Origin of the sequence: Pseudomonas sp. CAN1 (assembly GCF_030462585.1) — a bacterium.
In the GTDB taxonomy this organism is placed as follows: Bacteria; Pseudomonadota; Gammaproteobacteria; order Pseudomonadales; family Pseudomonadaceae; genus Pseudomonas.
In genome coordinates this window covers 1-21059 of sequence record NZ_JASMRU010000011.1, presented here as the reverse complement: position 1 = coordinate 21059, position 21059 = coordinate 1, and the positions used below count along the sequence as shown (strand labels likewise).

Below are 21059 nucleotides of genomic sequence, written 5' to 3'. Positions count from 1 at the left end.
TGTTGTGGACATCCGGCGGGCCCATGCCGGTGTGGCGCCGCTGAGGGAAATCCTAGCCGAAGAGGCAGCTTCCCGCTCCGGTTGGGAACGGAATATGCCTAGGAATATTGCGAAGTTGTTCCGGGGATATTTCCGATATTTGTGTGAGGCCTGTCACGCTTTTTCGCCTTGGCGTTTGGGACCGACGTACTACGCTCAGAAGCAATTGACCAGGGCAAACCTGTGCGAAAGCCAGGGACGCAAAGCCACCGATCTACAGTCCGGAAGGGCCATGACCGCGGGGTTGCCAAGCCGGCCGGACGTTCGTCCGCGCCTTCAGCGAGCCTCGCGCTCGGCAACTTCCAGGTCCCGGTGAGCCTCCTGATCAACCCGTGCAGGTTGATGGTGTTTATTGGCCAAAGGGAGCGCGCCGATGAATCAGCCGTATCAGGTCAAGTGCACCTACGGGTTCGCCCGGATGGCACTGCGGGATCAAGTGGTCTTCAAATCCATCGTCGGCCTGCTCAGCGGCCGCACCCTGGCGAACTGGGCCTATGTCGAAGGCCCGGCCGACCTGCTGGTGGAGGGCGAGGAGGGCGAGCCGCGCGTGCAGCTGCGCACCGCCGAAGGCGAGCCGCTCTGGGTACATTGGCCGCTGCGTGCCAGCGAAGTCTTCGATTGCCTGGAGCGTGCAGCTCGCGCCATTAGCCACCGACCGGCGCAGCCCGGCGGCGAGGCGTTACGCCTGAAGCACTGGCCGGCGGCCTCGCTGCTGCAGGGTGACGCCCGCTACGTTCGCCTGGCCACGCTGCTCTGTGCCCGGGCCATGAGCCTGGATGAACTCTGCGAACGCTCCGGCGTGGCGCGGCCGGTGGCCGAAGCCTTCGTCAGCGCGATGGCCGGGCAGGACCTGCTGCTGCGCAGCGAGTCGGCTCCCGTTGCTGCCAGGCCGCAGTCCGCGGCACCGGTCGGGCTGCTGGCACGGATTCGTCGCCACTTCGGCCTGGGCGGCAGCGAGGGGGCTGGCCGATGAGGGAGTACAAGATCCTCTTCACCGGCACTATGGGTGCGGGCAAGACCACCGCCATCGCGGCGATCAGCGACATCGCGCCAGTCAGCACCGATGTGCAGAACAATGATCCGAACCTGGACAAGGCACGTACCACGGTCGGCCTGGATTACGGCGAGGTGGTACTCGGCCCGGACGAGCGCCTGCGCCTCTACGGCACCCCCGGCCAGGCGCGCTTCGCCTTCATGTGGGGAATCCTCTCCCGGGGTGCGCTGGGCCTGGTGATCCTGATCGACAACTCGCGGCCCGACCCGCTGGGCGACCTGCGCGTCTACCTCGACGGCTTCGCCGAATGCATCGCCACCGCACCCTGCGTGATCGGGATCGGTCGCCTTCCTGGTAACCCCAGTCCCGGACTGGACGACTATGCCACCGCCCTGGCTCGGGCCGGGCACACCTTCCCGGTGGTGGAAGTGGACGTGCGCGAAGCCGAGCAGGTGCGCATGTTGCTCGACCTTCTGCTGCTGCAACTGGAATGCACGGTGGCCTGAGGCCTGACGTTCACACGGATTGGAGTCGATGATGGAACACGCCTTGATGAGCCTGCCGGATCGGCTGCGCCAGGATGCCGAGCGCGCGCTGGATGAACTCGGCGCCAGCCTGGGTCGGCTGAGCGCGGCGGTGATCGCCACCACCGATGGTTTCGAAGTGGCTTCGCGCGCCGGTAAAGGGCTGGAAGTTTCCAAGCTGGCGGCCATGGCCTGCTCGATCTCGGCGCTGGGCGCCATGGTCGGCCAGGAAAGCGAAGTCGGACCGCACCAGAACGTGATAGTCGAGGCCAGCGAAGGCTACATCGTCATCGTCGACATTCCGCACCCGAGCTACCCGATGATTCTCAACCTGGTCGCCGATCGCGAGGAGATGCTGGGGCAGGTGCTTTACCAGGCCAAGCGCACGGCGACACGGCTGGCGGACTTGTCGCTGGTCGGCTGAGACAAACGGCTTCGCGGCGCGCGCGGCTGCGGGGCCCCTAAAACAGAACGCGCACTGAGGAGTAATCGCTATGGCTGCACTGCAACAATCGCTGGACGAACTGCTGAACCTGGATGGAGCTCTGGCGTCGGCCGTGGTGGATGCCAAGAGCGGCATGCTGCTTGGGCAAGCGGGCGGCGGCGTGGACCTGGAACTGGCCGCAGCGGGCAACACCGAGGTGGTGCGGGCCAAGCTCAAGACCATGAAGTCCCTGGCGCTCAACGACGTGATCGAGGACATCCTCATCACCCTCGGCCGCCAGTACCACATCATCCGACCGATGGCGAAGCACGACGGCGTGTTCATGTACTACGTGCTGGACAAGGTCAAGGCCAACCTCGCCCTGGCTCGCCGCAAGCTCCAGGAAGTGGAGGGGCAGATGGCTATCTGAGGAGGGATCGGAATGCTAATGCGGGCGAGCTGGGGAGGCTCGCCCGCGTTTGCTGTGGTGCAGGCTTTACTCGAACAGGCCGTGCCAGCAGTCGCTGAGGTCGCCCAGTTCGAAGGACTTGGCCCAGGACTGTTTTTCCAGCCACAGGCGGGTGGTTTCGCGGTCAGCCTCGGTCAGGCTGCCAACGGCGTTCAGGCACAGGTAGCCGGTGAACTCGCCGTCTTCGGTGGCGCCGCCGACGAAGACCCAGCCCTCGGACTCGACGAAGGCGATCCACTGGTCGAGCACGTCATCCAGGTCGCCGGTGTAGTTCACTTCCAGGCTGAAGCCGAACTCCTGGAATTCGGCCAGGCGCAGCTTCTTCAGCAGGCGGCGTTTGCGCGGTTTGGCCATCTGTTCGGGGGTGAGGTATTTCATTCGCATTGCTCTCGTCAGCGGAAGCCCGGCGGGTGGCCGGCTTCGATCCGTTGTGGCCCGGGGGTACCCAGGATGGCGGGATTATCCCGCATCTGCGGCGCAAGTGCAGCGAAGGTTTTCCGCGGGCCGCGGAAAGCCCTGACGAGCCTGTCGCGCCGGGCGGGCCCGGTCGCGCCCAGTCGCGATATGGGGGCTGCTTAGTAGTCGTACCCCAGGTTCGGCGACAGCCAGCGCTCGCTGGTGCCAACTTCCTGGTCCTTCCGCGCGCTGTAGCGTTCGATCTGGTCCTTGTCGACCTTGCCCACCGCGAAGTACTGCGCCTGCGGGTGGGCGAAGTACCAGCCGCTGACGGCAGCGGCGGGGAACATGGCGTAGTGCTCGGTCAGGGTCACGCCGGAATCGCCCTTCGGGTCGAGCAACTGGAACAGCGTGCCTTTCTCGGTGTGGTCGGGGCAGGCCGGGTAGCCGGGGGCCGGGCGGATGCCGACGTACTGCTCCTTGATCAGCGCCTCGTTGTCCAGGTGCTCCTCGGGCTGGTAGCCCCAGTAGTCCTTGCGCACGCGCTCGTGCAGCCATTCGGCGCAGGCTTCGGCGAGGCGGTCGGCGAGGGCCTTGACCATGATCGCGTTGTAGTCGTCGCCCTTGGCCTCATAGGCCTTGGCCACTTCCTCGGCGCCGATGCCGGCGGTGGTGATGAAGCCGCCGACGTAGTCCTTCACGCCGCTGTCCTTCGGTGCGACGAAGTCGGCCAGGCTGAAGTTCGGCTTGCCGTCGGGCTTGATGGTCTGCTGGCGCAGGTGGTGCAGGGTGGCCAGCTTGTGGCCGTCGTCGCCGTAGACTTCCAGGTCATCGTGGTGCACCTGGTTGGCGGGCCAGAAGCCGAAGACCGCCTTGGCGCGAATGAGCTTCTCGTCGATCAGCTTCTTCAGCATTGCCTGGGCGTCGTTGAACAGGCTGGTCGCCGCTTCGCCGACCACTTCGTCGGTGAGGATGCGCGGGTACTTGCCGGCCAGGTCCCAGGAGATGAAGAAGGGTGTCCAGTCGATGTACTCGGCCAGCACGTTGAGGTCGATGTCTTCCAGCACCTTGACGCCGGTGAAGCTCGGCACCGGCGGCTGGTAGCCGGCCCAGTCGAACTTCGGCTTGGCAGCGATGGCCTGCTCGTAGCTCAGGCGTTCGGTGCGCGCGCTGCGGTTGGCGGTGCGCTCGCGGACTTCCGCGTACTCCTCGCGCAGCTTGCGGGCGTACTCGGGCTTCATTTCCTTCGACAGCAGGGTGGTCGCCACGCCCACCGCACGGGAGGCGTCGGTGACGTAGACCACCGCGTCGTTGCTGTACTGCGGGTCGATCTTCACCGCGGTGTGCGCCTTGGAGGTGGTGGCGCCGCCGATCATCAGCGGCAGGCTGAAGTTCTGCCGCTGCATTTCCTTGGCGACGTGGACCATCTCGTCCAGCGACGGGGTAATTAGACCGGACAGGCCGATGATGTCGCATTTCTCGGCGATGGCGGTCTGCAGGATCTTCTCCGCCGGGACCATCACGCCCAGGTCGACGATGTCGTAGCCGTTGCAGCCCAGCACCACGCCGACGATGTTCTTGCCGATGTCGTGCACGTCGCCCTTCACCGTGGCCATGAGGATCTTGCCCTTGGCCTCGGGCTTGTCGCCTTTTTCCTCTTCGATGAAGGGGATCAGGTGGGCCACCGCCTGCTTCATCACGCGGGCGGACTTCACCACCTGCGGGAGGAACATCTTGCCGGCGCCGAACAGGTCGCCGACCACGTTCATGCCATTCATCAGCGGGCCTTCGATGACCTCGATGGGGCGCGCGCATTTCTGCCGGCACTCCTCGGTGTCCTCGACGATGAAGGTGGTGATGCCCTTGACCAGCGCGTGTTCCAGGCGCTTCTCGACGCTGTGGCTGCGCCACTCTTCGTCTTCCACTTCCTTGACCGCGCCGCCGCCTTTGTAGTTATCGGCGATGGCCAGCAGCGCTTCGGTGGCGTCCGGGCTGCGGTTGAGCACCACGTCCTCGACCTTGTCGCGCAGCTCCTTGGGGATCTCGTCGTAGATCTCCAGCTGGCCGGCGTTGACGATGCCCATGGTCAGGCCGTTCTGGATGGCGTAGAAAAGGAACACCGAGTGGATCGCTTCGCGCACCGGGTTGTTGCCGCGGAACGAGAACGACACGTTCGACACCCCGCCCGAAGTCAGGGCGTAGGGGAGGTTGTCGCGGATGTAGGCGCAGGCCTCGATGAAGTCGACCGCGTAGTTGTTGTGTTCCTCGATGCCGGTGGCGACGGCGAAGATGTTCGGGTCGAAGATGATGTCTTCCGGCGGGAAGCCCACTTCATTGACCAGGATGTCGTAGGAGCGCTGGCAGATTTCTTCCTTGCGCGCCTGGGTGTCGGCCTGGCCGGCTTCGTCGAAGGCCATCACCACCACCGCAGCGCCATAGCGCTTGCACAGGCGGGCGTGGTGCTTGAACTGCTCGACGCCTTCCTTCATGGAGATGGAGTTGACGATGCCCTTGCCCTGGATGCACTTCAGGCCTGCCTCGATCACTTCCCACTTGGAGGAGTCGATCATGATCGGCACGCGGGAGATGTCCGGCTCGGAGGCGATCAGGTTGAGGAAGCGGACCATGGCGGCCTTCGAGTCCAGCATGCCCTCGTCCATGTTGATGTCGATCACCTGGGCGCCGGCTTCCACCTGCTGCTGCGCCACTTCCAGCGCTTCGGCGTAGTTCTCCTCGCGGATCAGCCGGGCGAACTTGGCCGAGCCGGTGATGTTGGTGCGCTCGCCGACGTTCACGAACAGCGAGTTGCGGTCGATGGTGAACGGCTCAAGGCCCGACAGGCGGCAGGCGCGGGGGATTTCCGGAATCGCCCGCGGGGCGTATTTCGCCACGGCCTTGGCGATGGCCTCGATGTGCCCCGGCGTGGTGCCGCAGCAACCGCCGATGATGTTGAGGAAGCCCGAGGCGGCGAACTCTTCCACCACCACGGCCATTTCCGCCGGGGTCTCGTCGTACTCGCCGAAGGCGTTCGGCAGGCCGGCGTTGGGGTGCGCGGAGACGTGGGTACCGGCCTTGTTCGACAGCTCTTCCAGGTACGGGCGCAGCTCTTTCGCGCCGAGGGCGCAGTTCAGCCCGACGGAGATCGGCTTGGCGTGGCTCACCGAGTTCCAGAAGGCTTCGGTGGTCTGCCCCGACAGGGTGCGGCCGGAGGCGTCGGTGATGGTGCCGGAAATCATGATCGGCAGCTCGACGCCCAGCTCTTCATAGACGCCCTGCACGGCGAAGATCGCCGCCTTGGCGTTGAGGGTGTCGAAGATGGTCTCGATCAGGATCAGGTCCGCGCCGCCTTCGATCAGGCCGCGGGTCGATTCGCTGTAGTTCTCCACCAGCTCGTCGAAGGTGACGTTGCGGAAGCCGGGATCGTTGACGTCCGGGGAGATCGAGCAGGTGCGGCTGGTCGGGCCGAGGACGCCGGCGACGAAGCGCGGGCGGTCCGGGGTCTCGGCGGTCTTGGCGTCGGCCACTTCACGGGCCAGGCGCGCGCCCTCGACGTTGATCTCGTAGGCCAGCTCCTGCATGTCGTAGTCGGCCTGGGACACGCGGGTGGCGTTGAAGGTGTTGGTCTCGAGGATGTCGGCGCCGGCGTCGAGATAAGCCTTCTCGATGGCCTGGATGACATCCGGACGGCTGAGCAGCAGCAGGTCGTTGTTGCCCTTCACGTCGCTCGGCCAGTCGGCGAAGCGCTCGCCACGGTAGTCCTCTTCCTGCAGCTTGTAGCTCTGGATCATGGTGCCCATGCCGCCATCGAGGATCAGGATGCGCTCCTTGAGGGCTTGCTGGAGGGCTTGCAGGCGTGCGGCACGGTCGATCATTGGAAGTCCTGGAAAAGGGCGTGACGAAAGGTCGCTGATGATAGCAAAGCTGCACGGCTTTCCGGTGGTTCGCGGTTTTCCATGAATTTCGCTCATGTTGGCGCCGGGGACGACTTGACGGCGCGTCAACCGCACCCCAGCCGCACCTGACAAGTCCGGAACTGCCTGGCGGCGGGCTTGCTGGAAGAATCCACGGCATACGGCAGCACGGATGAAGAAGATTCTCGTCCGGCGGCCCGGCCCAGGAATTCATCCCGCAAGGAGACGCCCCCATGTCGCAGAACGCCAATACCCTGATGCTGTTCTTCAAGGAGCAGGGCCCGCACGAGCTGTGCGTGCTGTCGCTGGTCAACCTGATGCGCGACGACCCGGAGAAATCCCTCGGCTACCAGCAGCGCCTGGGCGTCGACTTCTCGGCAATCTGGCAGGACGAGTGGTTCAACCAGCAATTCAGCGCACAGCCTGAATACATCCGCCTGGACTTCGACACCTCGGTACGCGCCAACCTGCCGCTGGAGTTGCTGGAGGGCCTGTTCGAGCACGGCCTGCGGGCAGCGGTGATCGAGGTATTCCACGACCAGGTCGGCGAGACCCAGCGCCACCACTTCCTTGACGGCAAGCTGGTGAATCGCTCCGACCTGTACCACCGCGAGCCCTTCATCGAGCCTATCGTCAGCGCCCAACTGGACGCCCGCCGCGAGGACGGCGAGGAGGACACCAGCGTCTGCGTGCCGCGCCCGGTGCCGCTGCGCAAGCTCATCGAGGAGGAGCGCGAGCACGAGGAGAAGGCCAAGGCGCTGGTGGAGGGCATCACCGAACTGGCCAAGGTAGCGCGCCAGACCGGCGTCGGGCCGGGCGGGGTGATCAAGACCGGGCTGGTGCTCTGGCAGATGGCCAAAGGCTTGCTGCACGCGGTGATCTTCACCGTGCTGGCGCTGGTGTTCTTCAAGGGCTTCTGGATGTGGCTGGGCCTGGGTGTGTTGCTCGCCATCGTGCTGCCGCTGCTTTATGGCTGGGTCGAGTACAGCGACCTCAGCGAGAAGAGCGAGGAGCCCGAGGCCGCCGAGGGGACGGACTGAGCGGCCGGCCCGTCGGTCGCTGGCCGCGAAATGCGAAATCCGTCGCAGCCGAAGGTGAAACGCTGTCGCACCCATCTAGGCGCGAACCCCCGCCGTGCGTATGCTGGCGCGCGGCGAGAGGTAGTGGCTATCTGCCTTCTCGTCGCTGGCGCAGCGTCATGAACCTGCGCTGGGTCATGAAGCCGGCAGCACTGCAAGACCGGCGCGGATGGAGTGTCTGGCGCGGCTGGTCGCCGGACGGGAGCTATGGATTGGCGACCTTGGACACGGATGCTTTCTCGCAACTGCTGACGCTCTACATGCGCCGGATTCGCGCCAGCGCCTCGGGCGTGGCGACGGAAATCGGCCTGAGCCGCGAGGCGGTCAACAACTGGCGCAACGGCCTGTCGCTGCCCAATCCGAAATCCCGCGACAAGCTCATCGCCTGCGCGCGCTACCTGCGCCTGACCGAGCTGGAAACCAACCGCCTGTTCAGCGCCGCCGGCTTCGAGCAGGAATTCCCGCTGCAGGCCGAAACCGCTGGCAGCGTGCCTTTCGCGCCCTACATCGAATCGCTGTTCGACCAGCTGCGTCGGCTCACGCCGTATCCCATTGTCCTGCTGCTGTCCCAGGCGCACTGGGGCCAGCCGCCGTTCCGCCAGGAGCTGCTGGGCCGCGCCCGCGCGCTGTATGGCGAGCAGTCGGTGCTGCACATCCAGCCGCCCTACAGCGCCAGCACCGTCAGTGCCGACTACTTCGCCGCCATCGGCCGCCAGTGCGGCTTTGCCGACGTCACCTCGGACTACGAATTCGAAGCCGCGCTGGAGCGTCGCCTGCTGGCGGGGGAGCGGCTGTTCTGCCTGGTCAGTCGTTTCGAGCAGGGCACCCCGGAGTTGCGCGAGATGCTCGCCGGCATCCTGCGCAGCCTCAGCGAGATGCACAGTGGCCGCCTGCACCTGCTGCTGTGCGGCGGGGAAGGGCTGGCCGACCTGAAATACCGCAGCGGCGACCTGTCGCTGCTGAACATCGCCCAGGTCAGCCACTGGTCCGAGCTGACCCTGGCCGACCTCGCGCTGCTCGCCCAGCGCCGCTGGCCGGAGCGGCGCTTCGACCAGGCGATGCTCGGCGAGCTTCTGGAAAGCTGTGGCGGCCATCCGGCGCTGGCCGAAGAAGGGCTGGAGTGGCTGGTGCAGCACGAGGCGCTGACGACCGAGTCGCGGCGTGCCCTGCACGAACTGCTGTCGCGCAGCGCGCGGCTGTGGCAGGCCTTCCTGCCGCTGGCGGAAACCGAGAGTTCACGCGAACGTCTGCGCCAGCGCCTGGACGCTGTCGACCTGGGCCGCGCCAGTCCCTACCTGGCCGACGGTGAATTGCGCCGGCTGTTCTGGAACAACCTGATCACCGTGCGTGGCCAGGGCGATTCCGCGCGCCTGGCGTGGCGCTGCGAAATCATCCGGCAGACCGGCCGGCAGGTGCTGGACGCATGGGTCGAAGCCTGAACCGGCAGCGCGGCGCGGTGCGGGTCAAGCGCCTGCTGTTCATTGCCACCGCCACCTTCCTGCTGTTCAGTGCGGTGCTGGCGCCGCAGCTCAACCCTTTCACCCGCGATTCGGCGCTGGGCAACGAGGCTTTCGAGCAGTTCTTCGGCGAGATGACCGGCTGGCGCACGGCGATGATGCAGGCGCAGCAGATCGAAGGGCACTGGCCCGCGGATATCCAGGCCCACGCGCCGCCGTTACGCGACCCGATCCTGAAAGTCGTGTCGCCACAGCCGCAGCGCCTGGTGATGACCATCGAGGACCGCGCCGAGCTGGGCGTGCTCGCCGGCAAGCAGGTGATAGTCGACATGCCGCCAGGCAGCAGCGAGTGGAGCTGCCGACCGGGCAATCCGCCGATCCCCGAGCGCTACCTGATGAGCAGCTGCCTGGTCCGGGACGACGCTGCCCCGGCGGAAAACCCTTTGGTGGAAAGCCTGCGCTGGCTGCTGGTCATCTGCGTGCTGCTGTTCGTCATCGCCGGCCTGCTCCTGCTGTTCCGCCACCCGCTGCTGGGGCCGGTGCAGCTGCGCCCGCAGCGGCTGCTGGATACCGACACCGCCGACCTGCGCCAGCTGGATCGGCTGCTTGGCCTGCTCGGCCGCCGCCAGGCAACCCTGCGTGCTGCCGGGGTCGATGCGGCCAGCTGGCAGCAGGCGCTGGACTACGCCGGCGCCGAAGCCGAGCAGCGCGCGCAGGCCCTCGCTCTGGCGCTGGGGGCCAGTTGCCAGGTCAGCTGGGGTTGGTCTCTGCCCGGGCGTGTCTTCGAGTGGAAGCTGGCCGACGGCGTGCCGGTATCGCTGGACCGCTGCCTGGTCTATGTGCCGGCGCCGGACGAGCACGACGGGCAGATCATGCAGCACCTGCGCAGCGTCAATGCCGGGATCGACGTGATGCTGGTGCTGGCAAAGACGGGGCAGCCGCAGCTGCTCAAGTACTGCGCAGACACCGCCAACCTCTGTGTCGCCATCGACTCCCGCGAACAGACGCGTTGGCTGCTCGGCGGCAATGCCGGCGAGCTGCTGCTACGCCTGCTCGCCGCACAGCTGCGGCTGACCCGCATCTCGCCGTACCAGACCCGTGGCGGCGTGGTGCGCGCCAGCTCGTTCTTCGGCCGTGACCAGCTGCTGGCGCGGGTGCTGGGCCGTGAGCCGGCCAACTACCTGGTGGTCGGCGGCCGCCAGTTGGGCAAGAGCAGCCTGCTCAAGGCCGTGCAGCGGCGCCTGGAGGACCATCCGCAGATGGTCTGTCATTACGTCTCGCTACGGGATCACCGCCTCACGCCACGGCTGGCGCTGCAGTTCGGCCTGCCGGCGGACAGCCCGCTGGACCGCATCGTCGAGCACATCGCCACGCAGCACGCCGGCAAACGCCTGTTCCTGCTGATCGACGAGGCCGACCTGTTCTTCCGCGACGAGGCCGCCAACGGCTATCCGCAGCTATCGACCCTGCGCGCGCTGAGCGAGGAGGGCCGCTGCTGGTTCATGCTCGCCGGTTTCTGGGACCTCTACGCCACCGCCGTGCTGGACTACCAGTCGCCGCTGCGCAACTTCGGCGAAGTGCTGACCATCGGCGCGCTGGAGCGCCAGGCCTGCCGGGAACTGGCCAGCGTGCCGCTGGCCAGCCTGCGCCTGGGCTTCGCCAGCGACACCCTGCTCGAAGACCTGGTGGACGCCAGCGGCCAGCGCGCCAACCTGGTGGCGATCCTCTGCCAGGAATGCCTGGAAGCGCTGCCGCCGGGCGCGCGGGTGATCGAGCGCCTGCAACTCAAGGGCGCGCTGGCGTCCCAGGCGTTGCAGGATGCGCTGGCCGGCTGGGGCCGCCTGAGCCAGGACGAAGCCGCCTGTCGCCTGGACCGCATCCTTGTCTACCACACCGCGCAGCACGGCAGCACCAGCCTCGCCGGGCTGATCGAGCTGTTCGGCGAGCACACCGATGCGGTGGCGCTCAAGCAATCCCTCGCGCGCCTGCAACTGGCCTTCGTGCTCAAGCGCAGTGGCGAAGGCTACGAGTTCGCCGTGCCGCTGTTCGCCGGCCAGTTCGAGGCCGCCGAGCTGCCGTTGCTCATTCGCCATGAGCTGTCGGCAATGACCCAGGGCAACCACTAGGCAAAAGGCGCGCAGCCGGCGAGCCCGCGAATTGGTAGACTTCCGCGGTTACTGGTCAAGGAACGCTCCCATGCTCCCCCGGATTCTTGTGCTACTGGCCCTGCTCATGGCCAGCGTGGGCCTGCGTGCCGAATCGATGTCCTACACCCGCGATATCCAGCCGATCTTCACCGAGAAGTGCGTGGCCTGCCACGCCTGCTACGACTCGCCGTGTCAGCTCAACCTGACCGCCGCCGAAGGCGCGCAGCGCGGGGCGAACAAGCTGCCGGTGTATGACGGTGCGCGCACCAGGGCGCAGGACCCGACCCGGCTGTTCCTCGACGCCCAGGGCGCCGACGCCTGGCGGCGCAAGGACTTCTGGTCGGTGCTCGATGGCCGTGGCAGCCAGGCCGCGCTGATGGCGCGGATGATCGACCTGGGCCATGAGCATCCGCTGGTGCCCAACGCGAAAATCCCTGACGGCCTGGACCTGTCGATCAACCGCACCAACCAGTGCCCGACGCCCGACAGCATCGACGACTTCATCGCCAAGAACCCGCGCAGCGGCATGCCCTTCGCGGTCACCGGCCTGAGCGACAAGCAGCTCATGACCATCAAGACCTGGCTGGCCCAGGGCGCACCGGTGGACGAAAAGGCCTGGCAGCCGGGCGCCGGCGAGGCCGCGCAGATCGCCGACTGGGAGGCCTTCCTCAACCAGCCCGGCGCGCGCCAGAGCCTGGTGCAGCGCTGGATCTACGAGCACCTGTTCCTCGCCCACCTGTACTTCACCGAGCGTGGCGAGCCGGGGCACTTCTTCCAGCTGGTGCGTTCGCGCACGCCCAGTGGCCAGCCCATCGACCCGATTGCGACACGCCGGCCGAACGACGATCCGGGCAATACCTTCTATTACCGCCTGTGGCCTATCCAGGGTGTGATCGTGCACAAGACGCACATCACCTATCCGCTCAACGAGGCCCGCCTCAAGCGCAACCAGGAGCTGTTCTACGGCAGCGACTGGAACACCGACAAGGTGCCCGGCTATGGCCTGCAGCACCGCGCCAACCCCTTCGTGACCTTCGAGGCGATCCCGGCGCGGGCGCGCTACCAGTTCATGCTGGATAACGCCGAGTACTTCGTCCGCACCTTCATCCGCGGGCCGGTGTGCCGTGGGCAGATCGCCACCGACGTGATCCGCGACAACTTCTGGGCGGTGTTCCAGGACCCGGATCACGACCTCTACGTCACCGACCCGAAGTTCCAGGCCCAGGCCTCGCCGCTGCTGGCGCTGCCGGGGCAGATCGACGACGTGGGCACCATGCTCTCGCAGTGGCGCTCCTACCGCGACAAGCGCAACAAGTACGAGGAGCTGCGCCAGGACGTCTACGACGACGCGCCGGCGCCGACCTGGGGCGATATCTGGGCCGGCAACGACAACGCCGTGCTGAGCATCTTCCGCCAGTACGACAGCGCTTCGGTGCGCAAGGGCCTGATCGGCGGCGTGCCGCAGACCATGTGGTGGATGGACTATCCGCTGCTGGAGCGCACCTACTACGGGCTGGTGGTGAACTTCGACGTGTTCGGCAACGTCGCCCACCAGGCGCAGACGCGGCTGTACTTCGACCTGATCCGCAACGGCGCCGAGCAGAACTTCCTGCGCCTGATGCCGGTCGGCGCGCGCAAGAAACTGCTGGATGACTGGTACCAGAGCAGCGGCAAGCTGAAGATGTGGGCCGACTATTACAACTCCGACAGTGACGCGCCCACCGGCATCTTCCTGCCGGAGAAGGGCGCCAAGCTGGCCTTTGCCAAGGAGCTGCTGAAGCACTACGTGGCGCTCAACGCGCGGCCCGACCCGATCAACCTGTGCGAGGACGGCGCCTGCTACCGCAACACTGTCGCCGCGCCGCTGCAGGACGCCGAGCAGGCCTTCAGCCGCCTGGTCAGCCGCCCGGCCGCCGGGCTGGCGGTGATCAACCAGTTCCCCGAGGCGACCATCCTGCGGGTGGAACTGGCGGACGGCCAGCGCGAGATCTACACCGTGCTGCGCAATCGCGCCCACAGCAACGTCGCCTTCATGACGGGCGAGTCGCTGCGCTACCTGCCGGGGCTCGACACCCTGACCATCTACCCCGGCGTGCTCTCCAGCTACCCGAACTTCATGTTCAACCTGAAGGCCGCCGAGGCGGGTGATTTCGTCTCGGCGCTGGAGCAGGTGAAGAGCGCCGCCGATTTCGAGAAGGTCGCCGACCGCTGGGGCATCCGCCGCAGCCACCCGCAGTTCTGGTTCTACTTCCACGACCTGGATGCCTACCTGCGCGAAACCGAGCCGGTGGAGGCGGGCGTGCTGGACATGAACCGCTACGAGAACCTTTAAGCCGGACCTGTAGGAGCGAGCTTGCTCGCGAGCCAACCCCACGTTGCGGGGTGTTCGCGAGCAAGGACCAGGCGTCCCCCCGGTCCTGCGAAAAGCGCTTCGACCCAGCTGCGAATTATTCCTACTAAAACGGTAGGGCTTTATCCCGTCCCCCCGAATGGCGTAAACTGGCGCCACGTTTGCGAGGAGTTGCCATGAGCGCTATCACCATTACCGAAGCCGCACAGGATTACCTGGCCGAGCTGCTGTCCAAGCAGGACACTCCCGGCATCGGCATTCGCATCTTCATCACCCAGCCGGGCACCCAGTACGCCGAAACCTGCATCGCCTACTGCAAGCCGGGCGAGCAGAAGGCGGAAGACACCCCGGTCGGCCTGAAAGCCTTCACTGCCTACATCGACGCCATCAGCGAGCCGTTCCTGGACGACGCCGTGGTCGATTACGCCACCGACCGCATGGGCGGCCAGCTGACCATCAAGGCGCCCAACGCCAAGGTGCCGATGGTCAACGAAGACAGCCCGCTCACCGAGCGCATCAACTACTACCTGCAGACCGAGATCAACCCGGGTCTGGCCAGCCACGGCGGCCAGGTGAGCCTGGTGGACGTGGTCGAGGACAACATCGCCGTGCTGCGTTTCGGCGGCGGTTGCCAGGGCTGCGGCGCGGTCGAGATGACCCTGAAGGATGGCGTCGAGAAGACCCTGATCGAGCGCATCCCGGAGCTGAAGGGCGTGCGTGACGTCACCGACCACAGCAACCGCGAGAACGCCTACTACTGAGTCAGGCGATCGAGCAGCGAAAAGGCGACCTTCGGGTCGCCTTTTTTGTTTGGGTTGGGGCAGGGTTCGCGAGCAAGAACTAGGCGTCCCCCTCGCTCCTACAGATGGACTTCGGTGCTCTTCGTAGGAGCGAGCTTGCTCGCGAACCGCCTTAGCGCAGAAAGAACGTAGGGCGCACAACGCCCCAGGCGTTATCCGCCGTGGCGGCGGATAACCCGTTCCGGGTTATGCGCTCTACGAAGCGGCCGCCAATTCCCTGCGCCCGGACCAGAGCATCACCAGCGCCACCAGCAATACCGGCCACACCAGCAGGTTCACCGCGCTCCAGCCGACGCTGGTGATCAGCGCGCCGGAGCTGAAGGACATCAGCGCCGCCAGGCTGCCGTTCCCCAGCTCCATCAGACCCTGTGCATGGCCACGTTCCTGTGGCGTATGGCCGAAGGCGAGCAGCGTGGTGCCGGCCACCAACATCAGGTTCCAGCCCATGCCCAGCAGCAGCGAGCTGACCAGGAACTGCGCCACCGACTGCCCGCTCAGGGCCACCGCCGCGCTCACTGCCAGCAGTGCCATGCCAACCCAGGCCACGCGGCGGCCGCCGAGGCGATCCACTAACGGGCCGGCGACGAAGGCGGGCAGGAACATGCCCAGCACGTGCCACTGGATCACGCTCACCGAGCGCTCCAGCGGCAGGCCGCAGAAGCTCATGGCCAGCGGCGTGGCGTTCATGATCAGGATCATCAGCCCGTGGCCGGCGGCGGTGCAGGCCATGGCGGCGCGAATTGCCGGACGCGACAGCAATGCTCGCATCGCCTTCCAGCCACCGGTGGACGGCGCGGGCGCAGCGCCTTCCGGCAAGCGGCTGAGCACTGCGATGGCGACCAGCGCCAGCGCAGCAATCGCCAGGTAGGAACCCACGAAAGGTGCGGGCAGCGCATTGCGCGACCACAGCGCCAGGCTCGGCGCCAGTAGCGCGGCGAGCACGCCGCCGCCGATCACATAGGCTGTGGCGCGGCCCTTGTGGCTTTCATCCACCGACTCCAGCGCCGCAAAGCGGTAGTACATCGCCGACGCCTGATAGGCGCCGATGGGCAGCGCGCCGAGGCAGAACAGCAGGAAGTCCGCCAGCCACACGCCCAGCGCGCAGAGCAGCCCGCCCAGCACACCGCAGGCGGCGCCGAGCAACAGGCCGCGCCGCCGCCCGTGGCGCTGCATGAACAGCGATAGCGGCTGCACCGCCAGCAGGTTGCCCAGCACCAGGATCGCCAGTGGCAGCGTCGCCAGGCTGTTGAGGGGCGTGAGCTGGGCGCCCACCAGCGAGGTGAGGGTGATGCCGATCAGCGAGCAGGACCAGTACAGCGCCTGGCTGGTGAACAGCAGGCGGATCGCCGGGGTGCGCAGCAGCATGCTCCGCCCTCAGCCCTGACAGCCGTTGGGCTTGAGCACCCGCTGGGTCGAAGCCGGGCTGGTCGCCAGTTTCGCCAGCGGGCGGCGCGGGCGGGGCACCAGCTCGCCGCCGCAGTTCGGGCATTTACCGTGCAGCACCTGGTCGGCGCAGTCGCGGCAGAAGGTGCATTCGAAACTGCAGATCAGTGCGTCGGCGCTGTCGCCGGGCAGGTCGCGGTCGCAGCATTCGCAGCCGGGGCGGAGTTCGAGCATGGCAAGGTCCTTGGGTGGTGGTCGTTGTCAGTGCAACTGGCCGAAGCGCTCGGCGTATTCCTGCGGGCTGATCGCCAGGTGCTTGTGGAAGGTGCGGCGCAGGTTTTCCGGATGGCCGAAGCCGCACAGGCGCGACACCGTGCTGATCGACGCCTGGGCGTCCTGCAGCAGCGCGCGCGCCGCTTCCAGGCGCACCCGCTCGACGTAGCGGCCGGGCCCCATGCCCAGTTCGTTGATGAACACCCGCGAGAGCGTGCGCGGGCTCATGCAGGCCTGCTCGGCCAGGGCCTCCAGCGACAGGTCGTTGCCCAGGTGCGCCGGAATCCATTCCAGCAGCGCGGCCAGGCGCGGCGTGCGGGTCGGCTCCGGGGTCAGCCAGTGGCTGAACTGCGCCTGGCCGCCGGGGCGCTTGAGAAACATCACCAGACGCCGAGCGACGGCCAGGGCCAGTGCGCGGCCGAGATCGGCCTCCACCAGCGCCAGGGCGAGGTCGATGCCGGCGGTCACGCCTGCCGAGGTGAAGACGTGGTCGTCGCCGTCACGGCGCTGCGGGTCATAGGTGTGCAGGCGGTCGCCCTGGACCAGCACTTCGGGGAAGCCCGCGCAGAGCTCGTCCACGTCCGCCCAGTGGGTGGTGGCCGGGCGGCCGTTGAGTACGCCAGCGGCGGCGAGAATCAGCGCGCCGGAGCACACCGAGCCGAGCCGGCGCACCTGGGGTTCGGCGGCCGCCAGCCAGCGCAGCAGCTCGCTGTTTTCGCATTGCGTCGGCACGCCCAGGCCGCCGGGCACCAACAGGGTATCCAGGCTTGCGGGATCGACTTCCCGCCACGCCTGGTCGGCACAGATACGAATGCCCGCCGAGGTCGCCACCGGTCCGGCCTGTTCGCCCAGCACCAGCAGCTCGTAGAGCGGCGCCAGGCCCTGGCGCTGGCGCTCGACGTTGGCGGAGGCAAACACCTGCAGCGGCCCGGTGATGTCCAGGCTCATGACCTCGGGGTAGAGAAGGCAGGCGGTGCGGCGCGGCGATTCCATGGCAAGACTCGTTCATTGGATGCCACGAGTGTGGCGGTGACCGACGCTGGCGGCAACGTCAGTCACCCCACATATCTTGCCAAATCAGGCGATAGCCACCTTCGAGCCGCCGAGCCGGTAGGCGCTGGCATACAGCACCGGCAGCACGATCAGCGTCAGCAGCGTGGCGAAGCCCAGGCCGAACATGATGACCACCGACATGCTCTGGAAGAAGGCATCCAGCAGCAGCGGCGCCAGACCGAGGATGGTGGTCAGCGCGGTCAGGCAGATCGGCCGCAACCTCGCGCAGCTAGCGTTCACCAGCGCCTCGCGCGGCGGCTGGCCGCTTGCGACAAGGTTGTCGACTTCCTCCAGCAGCACGATGCCGTTGCGCACCAGCATGCCGGACAGGCTCAGCAGCCCGAGCAGCGCCATGAAGCCGAAGGGAATGCCGGTGAGCAGGAAGCCGAGGGTCACGCCGATCATCGCCAGCGGCACGGTCAGCCAGATCAGCAGCGCCTTGCGCGGCGAGGAGAACATCAGCACGGTGATGATGAACATCGCCAGGAAGGCCATCGGCAGGCTGCCGAGCACGCCGTTGCGGGCGTCGCTGGAGCTTTCCACGTCGCCGCCCCAGGCCAGTTGGTAGCCCGGCGGCAGCGGCAGCGCCTCGATCTGCGGGCGCACCCGGCCGAGCAGTTGTGAGGAGGTTTCGCCGCTCTGCGGGGCGACGTCGGCCATCACCGTCAGCGTGCGCTTGCGGTCCTCGCGCAGGATCAGCGGGTCCTCCCAGACACTGTCGAAACCGCTGACCACCTGCTCGATGGGCAGGTAACGCTGGCTCACCGGGCTCCATAGCATCAGGTCGTTGATCTGCCCGGCGTCGACATCGCGTTCGCGCACCACGATCGGCATCTGCTGGGTGCCGTCGCGGTAGATGCCCACGGTCAGCCCGCTGAAACTCATGCGCAGCAAGCCGTCCAGATCGCGCTTGTCGATGCCCAGCTCGCGGCCGCGGGCCTCGTTGAACTGCGGGCGTACCAGCAGCGCGCGGGCCTGCCAGTCGTGGCTGACGCCAGTGGCCACCGGGTCGGCGGCGAGGATGTCGCCCACCTGCGCGCCGAGGCGGCGCAGTTCCTGCGGGTCCGCCCCGGTCAGGCGCACTTCGATGGCGCTGCCATTGGAAGGGCCGAACATCAGGCGCTTGAGGCCGGTCTGCACCTGCGGGTAGTTCTCGTCGAGGTAATGCTGCAGGCCAGCAATCAGCTCCGGAATCTGCGCGCGGTTTTCGGTGCGCACCAGCACCTGGGCGTAGTTGGCGTGCTGGCGCTCGGCGCCATAAGTGAGGATGAAGCGCGGCGCGCCCTGGCCGATGCTGGTCACCGTGCGCTCCACGCCGGGGAGGGCGGTGATGTGCCGGTCGATCTCGGCGGCGAGGTCGCGGGTGTGCTCGATGGCGGTGCCCTGGGGCAGCCACAGGTCGACGAAGAACATCGGCGTGTTGGCCGGCGGGAAGAAGTTCTGCCGCACCTGGGAGAAGCCCAGCAGCGAGGCGGCCAGCGCCACGGCGAGCACGCCGAGGGTCAGCGCGCGCTGGCGCAGGCAGGCTTCCAGCAGGCCGCGATAGGCGCGGTACAGCCAGCCCTGGTGCGGCTCGGCGCTGTCGGTCTTCACCGGCATCTTCTCGAAGGCCCAGCGGGCGAACAGCGGCGCCAGGGTCATGGCGGTGATCCAGCTGAGCAGCAGCGACACCAGCAGCACGTCGAACAGCGAGCGGCAGTATTCGCCGGTGGAGTCCGAGGACAGGCCGATGGGCGCGAAGGCCAGCACTGCGATCACCGTGGCACCCAGCAGGGGCAGGGCGGTGAGACGAACGATGTGGCGGATCGCGGCGTCGATGCCCTGGCCGCGCAGGCGTCCGACCAGCACGCCCTCGACCACGACGATGGCGTTGTCCACCAGCATGCACAGGGAAATGATCAGCGCGCCGAGGCTGATGCGCTGCAGCTCGATGCCCAGCAGGTACATCAGCAGCAGGCTGCCCAGCACGTTGAGCGCCAGCACCCCGGCGATCACCAGCCCGCTGCGCAGGCCCATGAACACCAGCAGGGTGCCGACGACAATCGCCAGCGCGGTGACGAAGCTGAGCAGGAAGCCGTTGACCGCGCCGTGCACTTCCACGGCCTGGTCATAGAAGGGGGTGAGTTGCATGCCCGCCGGGCGCTCGCTTTCCAGCTGGTCGAGGCGCAGGTGCACGGCGTCGCCGACCTTCACCACGTTGACCTGCGGAGCGAAGGCGATGCCCAGCGCCAATGCGGGTTTGCCGTCGGCGCGCCAGAGGTGGCTGGGCGTGTCGGTGAAGCCGCGCTGCACCGTGGCAATGTCGCCCAGGCGGATCAGCTGGGCACTGCCCGGCGCGCTGACCAGCAGGCGCTCCAGCTCGCCGACGTCGGCGAACTCGCCGGTGGGGTGCAGGCGGATGCTCTCGCTGCCGACCCGCAGGCTGCCGGCGTCGGACACCACGTTCTGGCGGTTCAGCAAATCCACCAGGCGCTGCAGCGGCACGCCCATGGCGTTCATCTTCTCCCGCGAGACTTCCACCTGGACCTGCTCGGCCTGCAGCCCGGAGACCACCACCTTGCTCACGCCCGGTACCAGCACCAGTTCGCGACGCAGGTAGTCGGCGTAGTCGCGCAGTTCCTGGTAGCTATAGCCGTCGCCGGACAGCGACAGGAGGATGCCGTAAACGTCGCCGAAATCATCGTTCACCTGCGGCGGCGAAACCCCCGGCGGCAGGTGCGGGGCGAGGTCGTTGACCTTGCGCCGCAGCTCGTCCCAGATCTGCGGCAGCTCGCCGGCGCGGTACTGCGGCTTCACGTTGACGGTGATCTGCGAGAGGCCGGCGCTGGAAATCGAGGTCAGCTTGTCGACGTAGGCCAGTTGCTGGATGGCATTTTCCAGCGGGTAGGTGACCTCTTCCTCGACCTGTTGCGGCGAGGCGCCGGCGTAGCGGGTGGCGACCACGGCGGTCTTGACGGTGAAGGCCGGGTCTTCCAGGCGACCGATCTCGAGGATCGCGTAGAGGCCGCCGAGGGCCAGCAGGAGGATGACGATCCAGCTGCTCACCTTGTTGCGGAGAAAGTAGCCGCTGATGTCCATCACAGCCCCCGTTCGCGCTGCCACGGGCGCACGTGCTGGCCTTCGCGCAGCTCGGCGGTGCCGGCGGCGACTATCCGCTCGCCCGGTTCCAGCCCGGAGAGAATCTGGATGCCCGCGGCGCCCGGCTGGCCGAGCTGCACCGCGCGGCGCTCGACGTGCAGCGCGTCGCCTGCACCTTTCACCACCCACACCTGGCTCTGCCCCGGCGCGCCGTCATCGGCGCTGAACACCGCTTCGACCGGGATGCGCAGAATGGCCTGGGCATCGCGGCCGAGCTGGGCGAAGTCCACCTCGACGGTGGCGCTCATGCCCGGCAGCAGGGTGACGTCCGTTGGCCGCTGCAGAGTCAGGGTGACGGTGTAGCTCAGGGTCGCCGGATCGGGGCGGGTGCTGTGCTCCTTGTACTGCGCGGGGAAATCGCGGCCGGGGACGCGGGCCAGGCGCACGATGGGCTGGTAGTCCGTGCGCAGACTGGCGCCGTCGACCCGCTCCAGCAGGCTTTCCGGCAGCCACACCAGCAGCACAACTGCCAGCAGCAGCGGCAACACACCACCAAGCAGCAGCAGGCTATGCCAGCCGTAGGCCGGGATCAGCTTGGCGGAGACGAAACCGCCAGCACCAAGCAGCAGCAGGCTATGCCAGCCGTAGGCCGGGATCAGCTTGGCGGAGACGAAACCGCCAG

The 21059-nt window shown here is 67.1% G+C and carries 16 protein-coding genes, 1 pseudogene and 1 riboswitch; of the genes and pseudogenes, 9 read left to right on the top strand and 8 right to left on the bottom strand.

Annotated features, from left to right (window positions below):
* Positions 1 to 203: 203 nt before the first annotated feature.
* A riboswitch (cyclic di-GMP riboswitch) is annotated at positions 204 to 291 on the top strand.
* Positions 292 to 412: 121 nt separating this feature from the next.
* From QO207_RS16260 to QO207_RS16245, 4 genes are all read left to right on the top strand, one after another.
* The gene (locus QO207_RS16260; RefSeq protein ID WP_301533391.1) at positions 413 to 1012 is read left to right on the top strand and encodes a hypothetical protein; all 600 of its coding nucleotides are present in this window, start codon (positions 413 to 415) and stop codon (positions 1010 to 1012) included.
* Positions 1009 to 1539, top strand: a complete 531-nt coding sequence (locus QO207_RS16255) for an ATP/GTP-binding protein (RefSeq protein ID WP_301533390.1) — start codon at positions 1009 to 1011, stop codon at positions 1537 to 1539. Before QO207_RS16260 ends, QO207_RS16255 begins: the two co-directional genes overlap by 4 nt.
* 31 nt (positions 1540 to 1570) lie before the next feature.
* On the top strand, positions 1571 to 1981 hold the full coding sequence (locus tag QO207_RS16250; RefSeq protein WP_301533389.1) for a hypothetical protein: 411 nt from the start codon (positions 1571 to 1573) through the stop codon (positions 1979 to 1981).
* Positions 1982 to 2051: 70 nt separating this feature from the next.
* The gene (locus tag QO207_RS16245; RefSeq protein ID WP_301533388.1) at positions 2052 to 2411 is read left to right on the top strand and encodes a hypothetical protein; all 360 of its coding nucleotides are present in this window, start codon (positions 2052 to 2054) and stop codon (positions 2409 to 2411) included.
* A 66-nt stretch (positions 2412 to 2477) separates the two neighbouring features.
* On the opposite strand, the gene QO207_RS16240 is transcribed toward QO207_RS16245, so the two are convergent.
* Together QO207_RS16240 and metH are read right to left on the bottom strand one after the other, a co-directional pair.
* Positions 2478 to 2828 (bottom strand): 50S ribosome-binding protein YggL, encoded by a 351-nt coding sequence (locus QO207_RS16240; protein WP_301533387.1) that lies wholly within the window; start codon positions 2826 to 2828, stop codon positions 2478 to 2480.
* A 197-nt stretch (positions 2829 to 3025) separates the two neighbouring features.
* On the bottom strand, positions 3026 to 6718 hold the full coding sequence (gene metH / locus QO207_RS16235; RefSeq protein ID WP_301533386.1) for a methionine synthase: 3693 nt from the start codon (positions 6716 to 6718) through the stop codon (positions 3026 to 3028).
* A gap of 272 nt (positions 6719 to 6990) precedes the next feature.
* On the opposite strand from metH, the gene QO207_RS16230 reads away from it, so the two are divergent.
* The 5 genes from QO207_RS16230 to nfuA all read left to right on the top strand — a co-directional run bounded on the left by QO207_RS16230 (position 6991) and on the right by nfuA (position 14551).
* Complete coding sequence (locus QO207_RS16230; RefSeq protein WP_301533385.1) at positions 6991 to 7797, top strand: hypothetical protein; 807 nt, start codon at positions 6991 to 6993, stop codon at positions 7795 to 7797.
* A gap of 260 nt (positions 7798 to 8057) precedes the next feature.
* Positions 8058 to 9275, top strand: coding sequence for a hypothetical protein (locus QO207_RS16225; protein WP_301533384.1), 1218 nt, complete (start codon positions 8058 to 8060; stop codon positions 9273 to 9275).
* Positions 9260 to 11419, top strand: a complete 2160-nt coding sequence (locus QO207_RS16220; RefSeq protein WP_301533383.1) for an ATP-binding protein — start codon at positions 9260 to 9262, stop codon at positions 11417 to 11419. Before QO207_RS16225 ends, QO207_RS16220 begins: the two co-directional genes overlap by 16 nt.
* Positions 11420 to 11489: 70 nt before the next feature.
* On the top strand, positions 11490 to 13772 hold the full coding sequence (locus QO207_RS16215; RefSeq protein ID WP_301533382.1) for a fatty acid cis/trans isomerase: 2283 nt from the start codon (positions 11490 to 11492) through the stop codon (positions 13770 to 13772).
* Positions 13773 to 13966: 194 nt separating this feature from the next.
* On the top strand, positions 13967 to 14551 hold the full coding sequence (gene nfuA / locus QO207_RS16210) for a Fe-S biogenesis protein NfuA (RefSeq protein WP_296288236.1): 585 nt from the start codon (positions 13967 to 13969) through the stop codon (positions 14549 to 14551).
* Positions 14552 to 14785: 234 nt separating this feature from the next.
* Here the strand turns inward: nfuA and QO207_RS16205 are convergent, their stop codons facing one another.
* The 6 genes and pseudogenes from QO207_RS16205 to QO207_RS16180 form a co-directional block, all read right to left on the bottom strand.
* Positions 14786 to 15955 carry an MFS transporter gene (locus tag QO207_RS16205; protein ID WP_301533381.1) on the bottom strand — a complete coding sequence of 390 codons (1170 nt, stop codon included), beginning with the start codon at positions 15953 to 15955 and terminating at the stop codon, positions 14786 to 14788.
* Between the two features lie 9 nt (positions 15956 to 15964).
* Complete coding sequence (locus QO207_RS16200; RefSeq protein WP_301533380.1) at positions 15965 to 16207, bottom strand: DUF1272 domain-containing protein; 243 nt, start codon at positions 16205 to 16207, stop codon at positions 15965 to 15967.
* Positions 16208 to 16234: 27 nt separating this feature from the next.
* Positions 16235 to 17239 (bottom strand): GlxA family transcriptional regulator, encoded by a 1005-nt coding sequence (locus tag QO207_RS16195; protein WP_301533379.1) that lies wholly within the window; start codon positions 17237 to 17239, stop codon positions 16235 to 16237.
* Positions 17240 to 17323: 84 nt separating this feature from the next.
* The gene (locus tag QO207_RS16190) at positions 17324 to 20377 is read right to left on the bottom strand and encodes an efflux RND transporter permease subunit (protein WP_301533378.1); all 3054 of its coding nucleotides are present in this window, start codon (positions 20375 to 20377) and stop codon (positions 17324 to 17326) included.
* Positions 20377 to 20823, bottom strand: a complete 447-nt coding sequence (locus QO207_RS16185) for an efflux RND transporter periplasmic adaptor subunit (protein WP_301533485.1) — start codon at positions 20821 to 20823, stop codon at positions 20377 to 20379. Before QO207_RS16185 ends, QO207_RS16190 begins: the two co-directional genes overlap by 1 nt.
* 51 nt (positions 20824 to 20874) lie before the next feature.
* A pseudogene (locus tag QO207_RS16180) lies at positions 20875 to 21059 on the bottom strand (hypothetical protein); the annotation flags it as partial.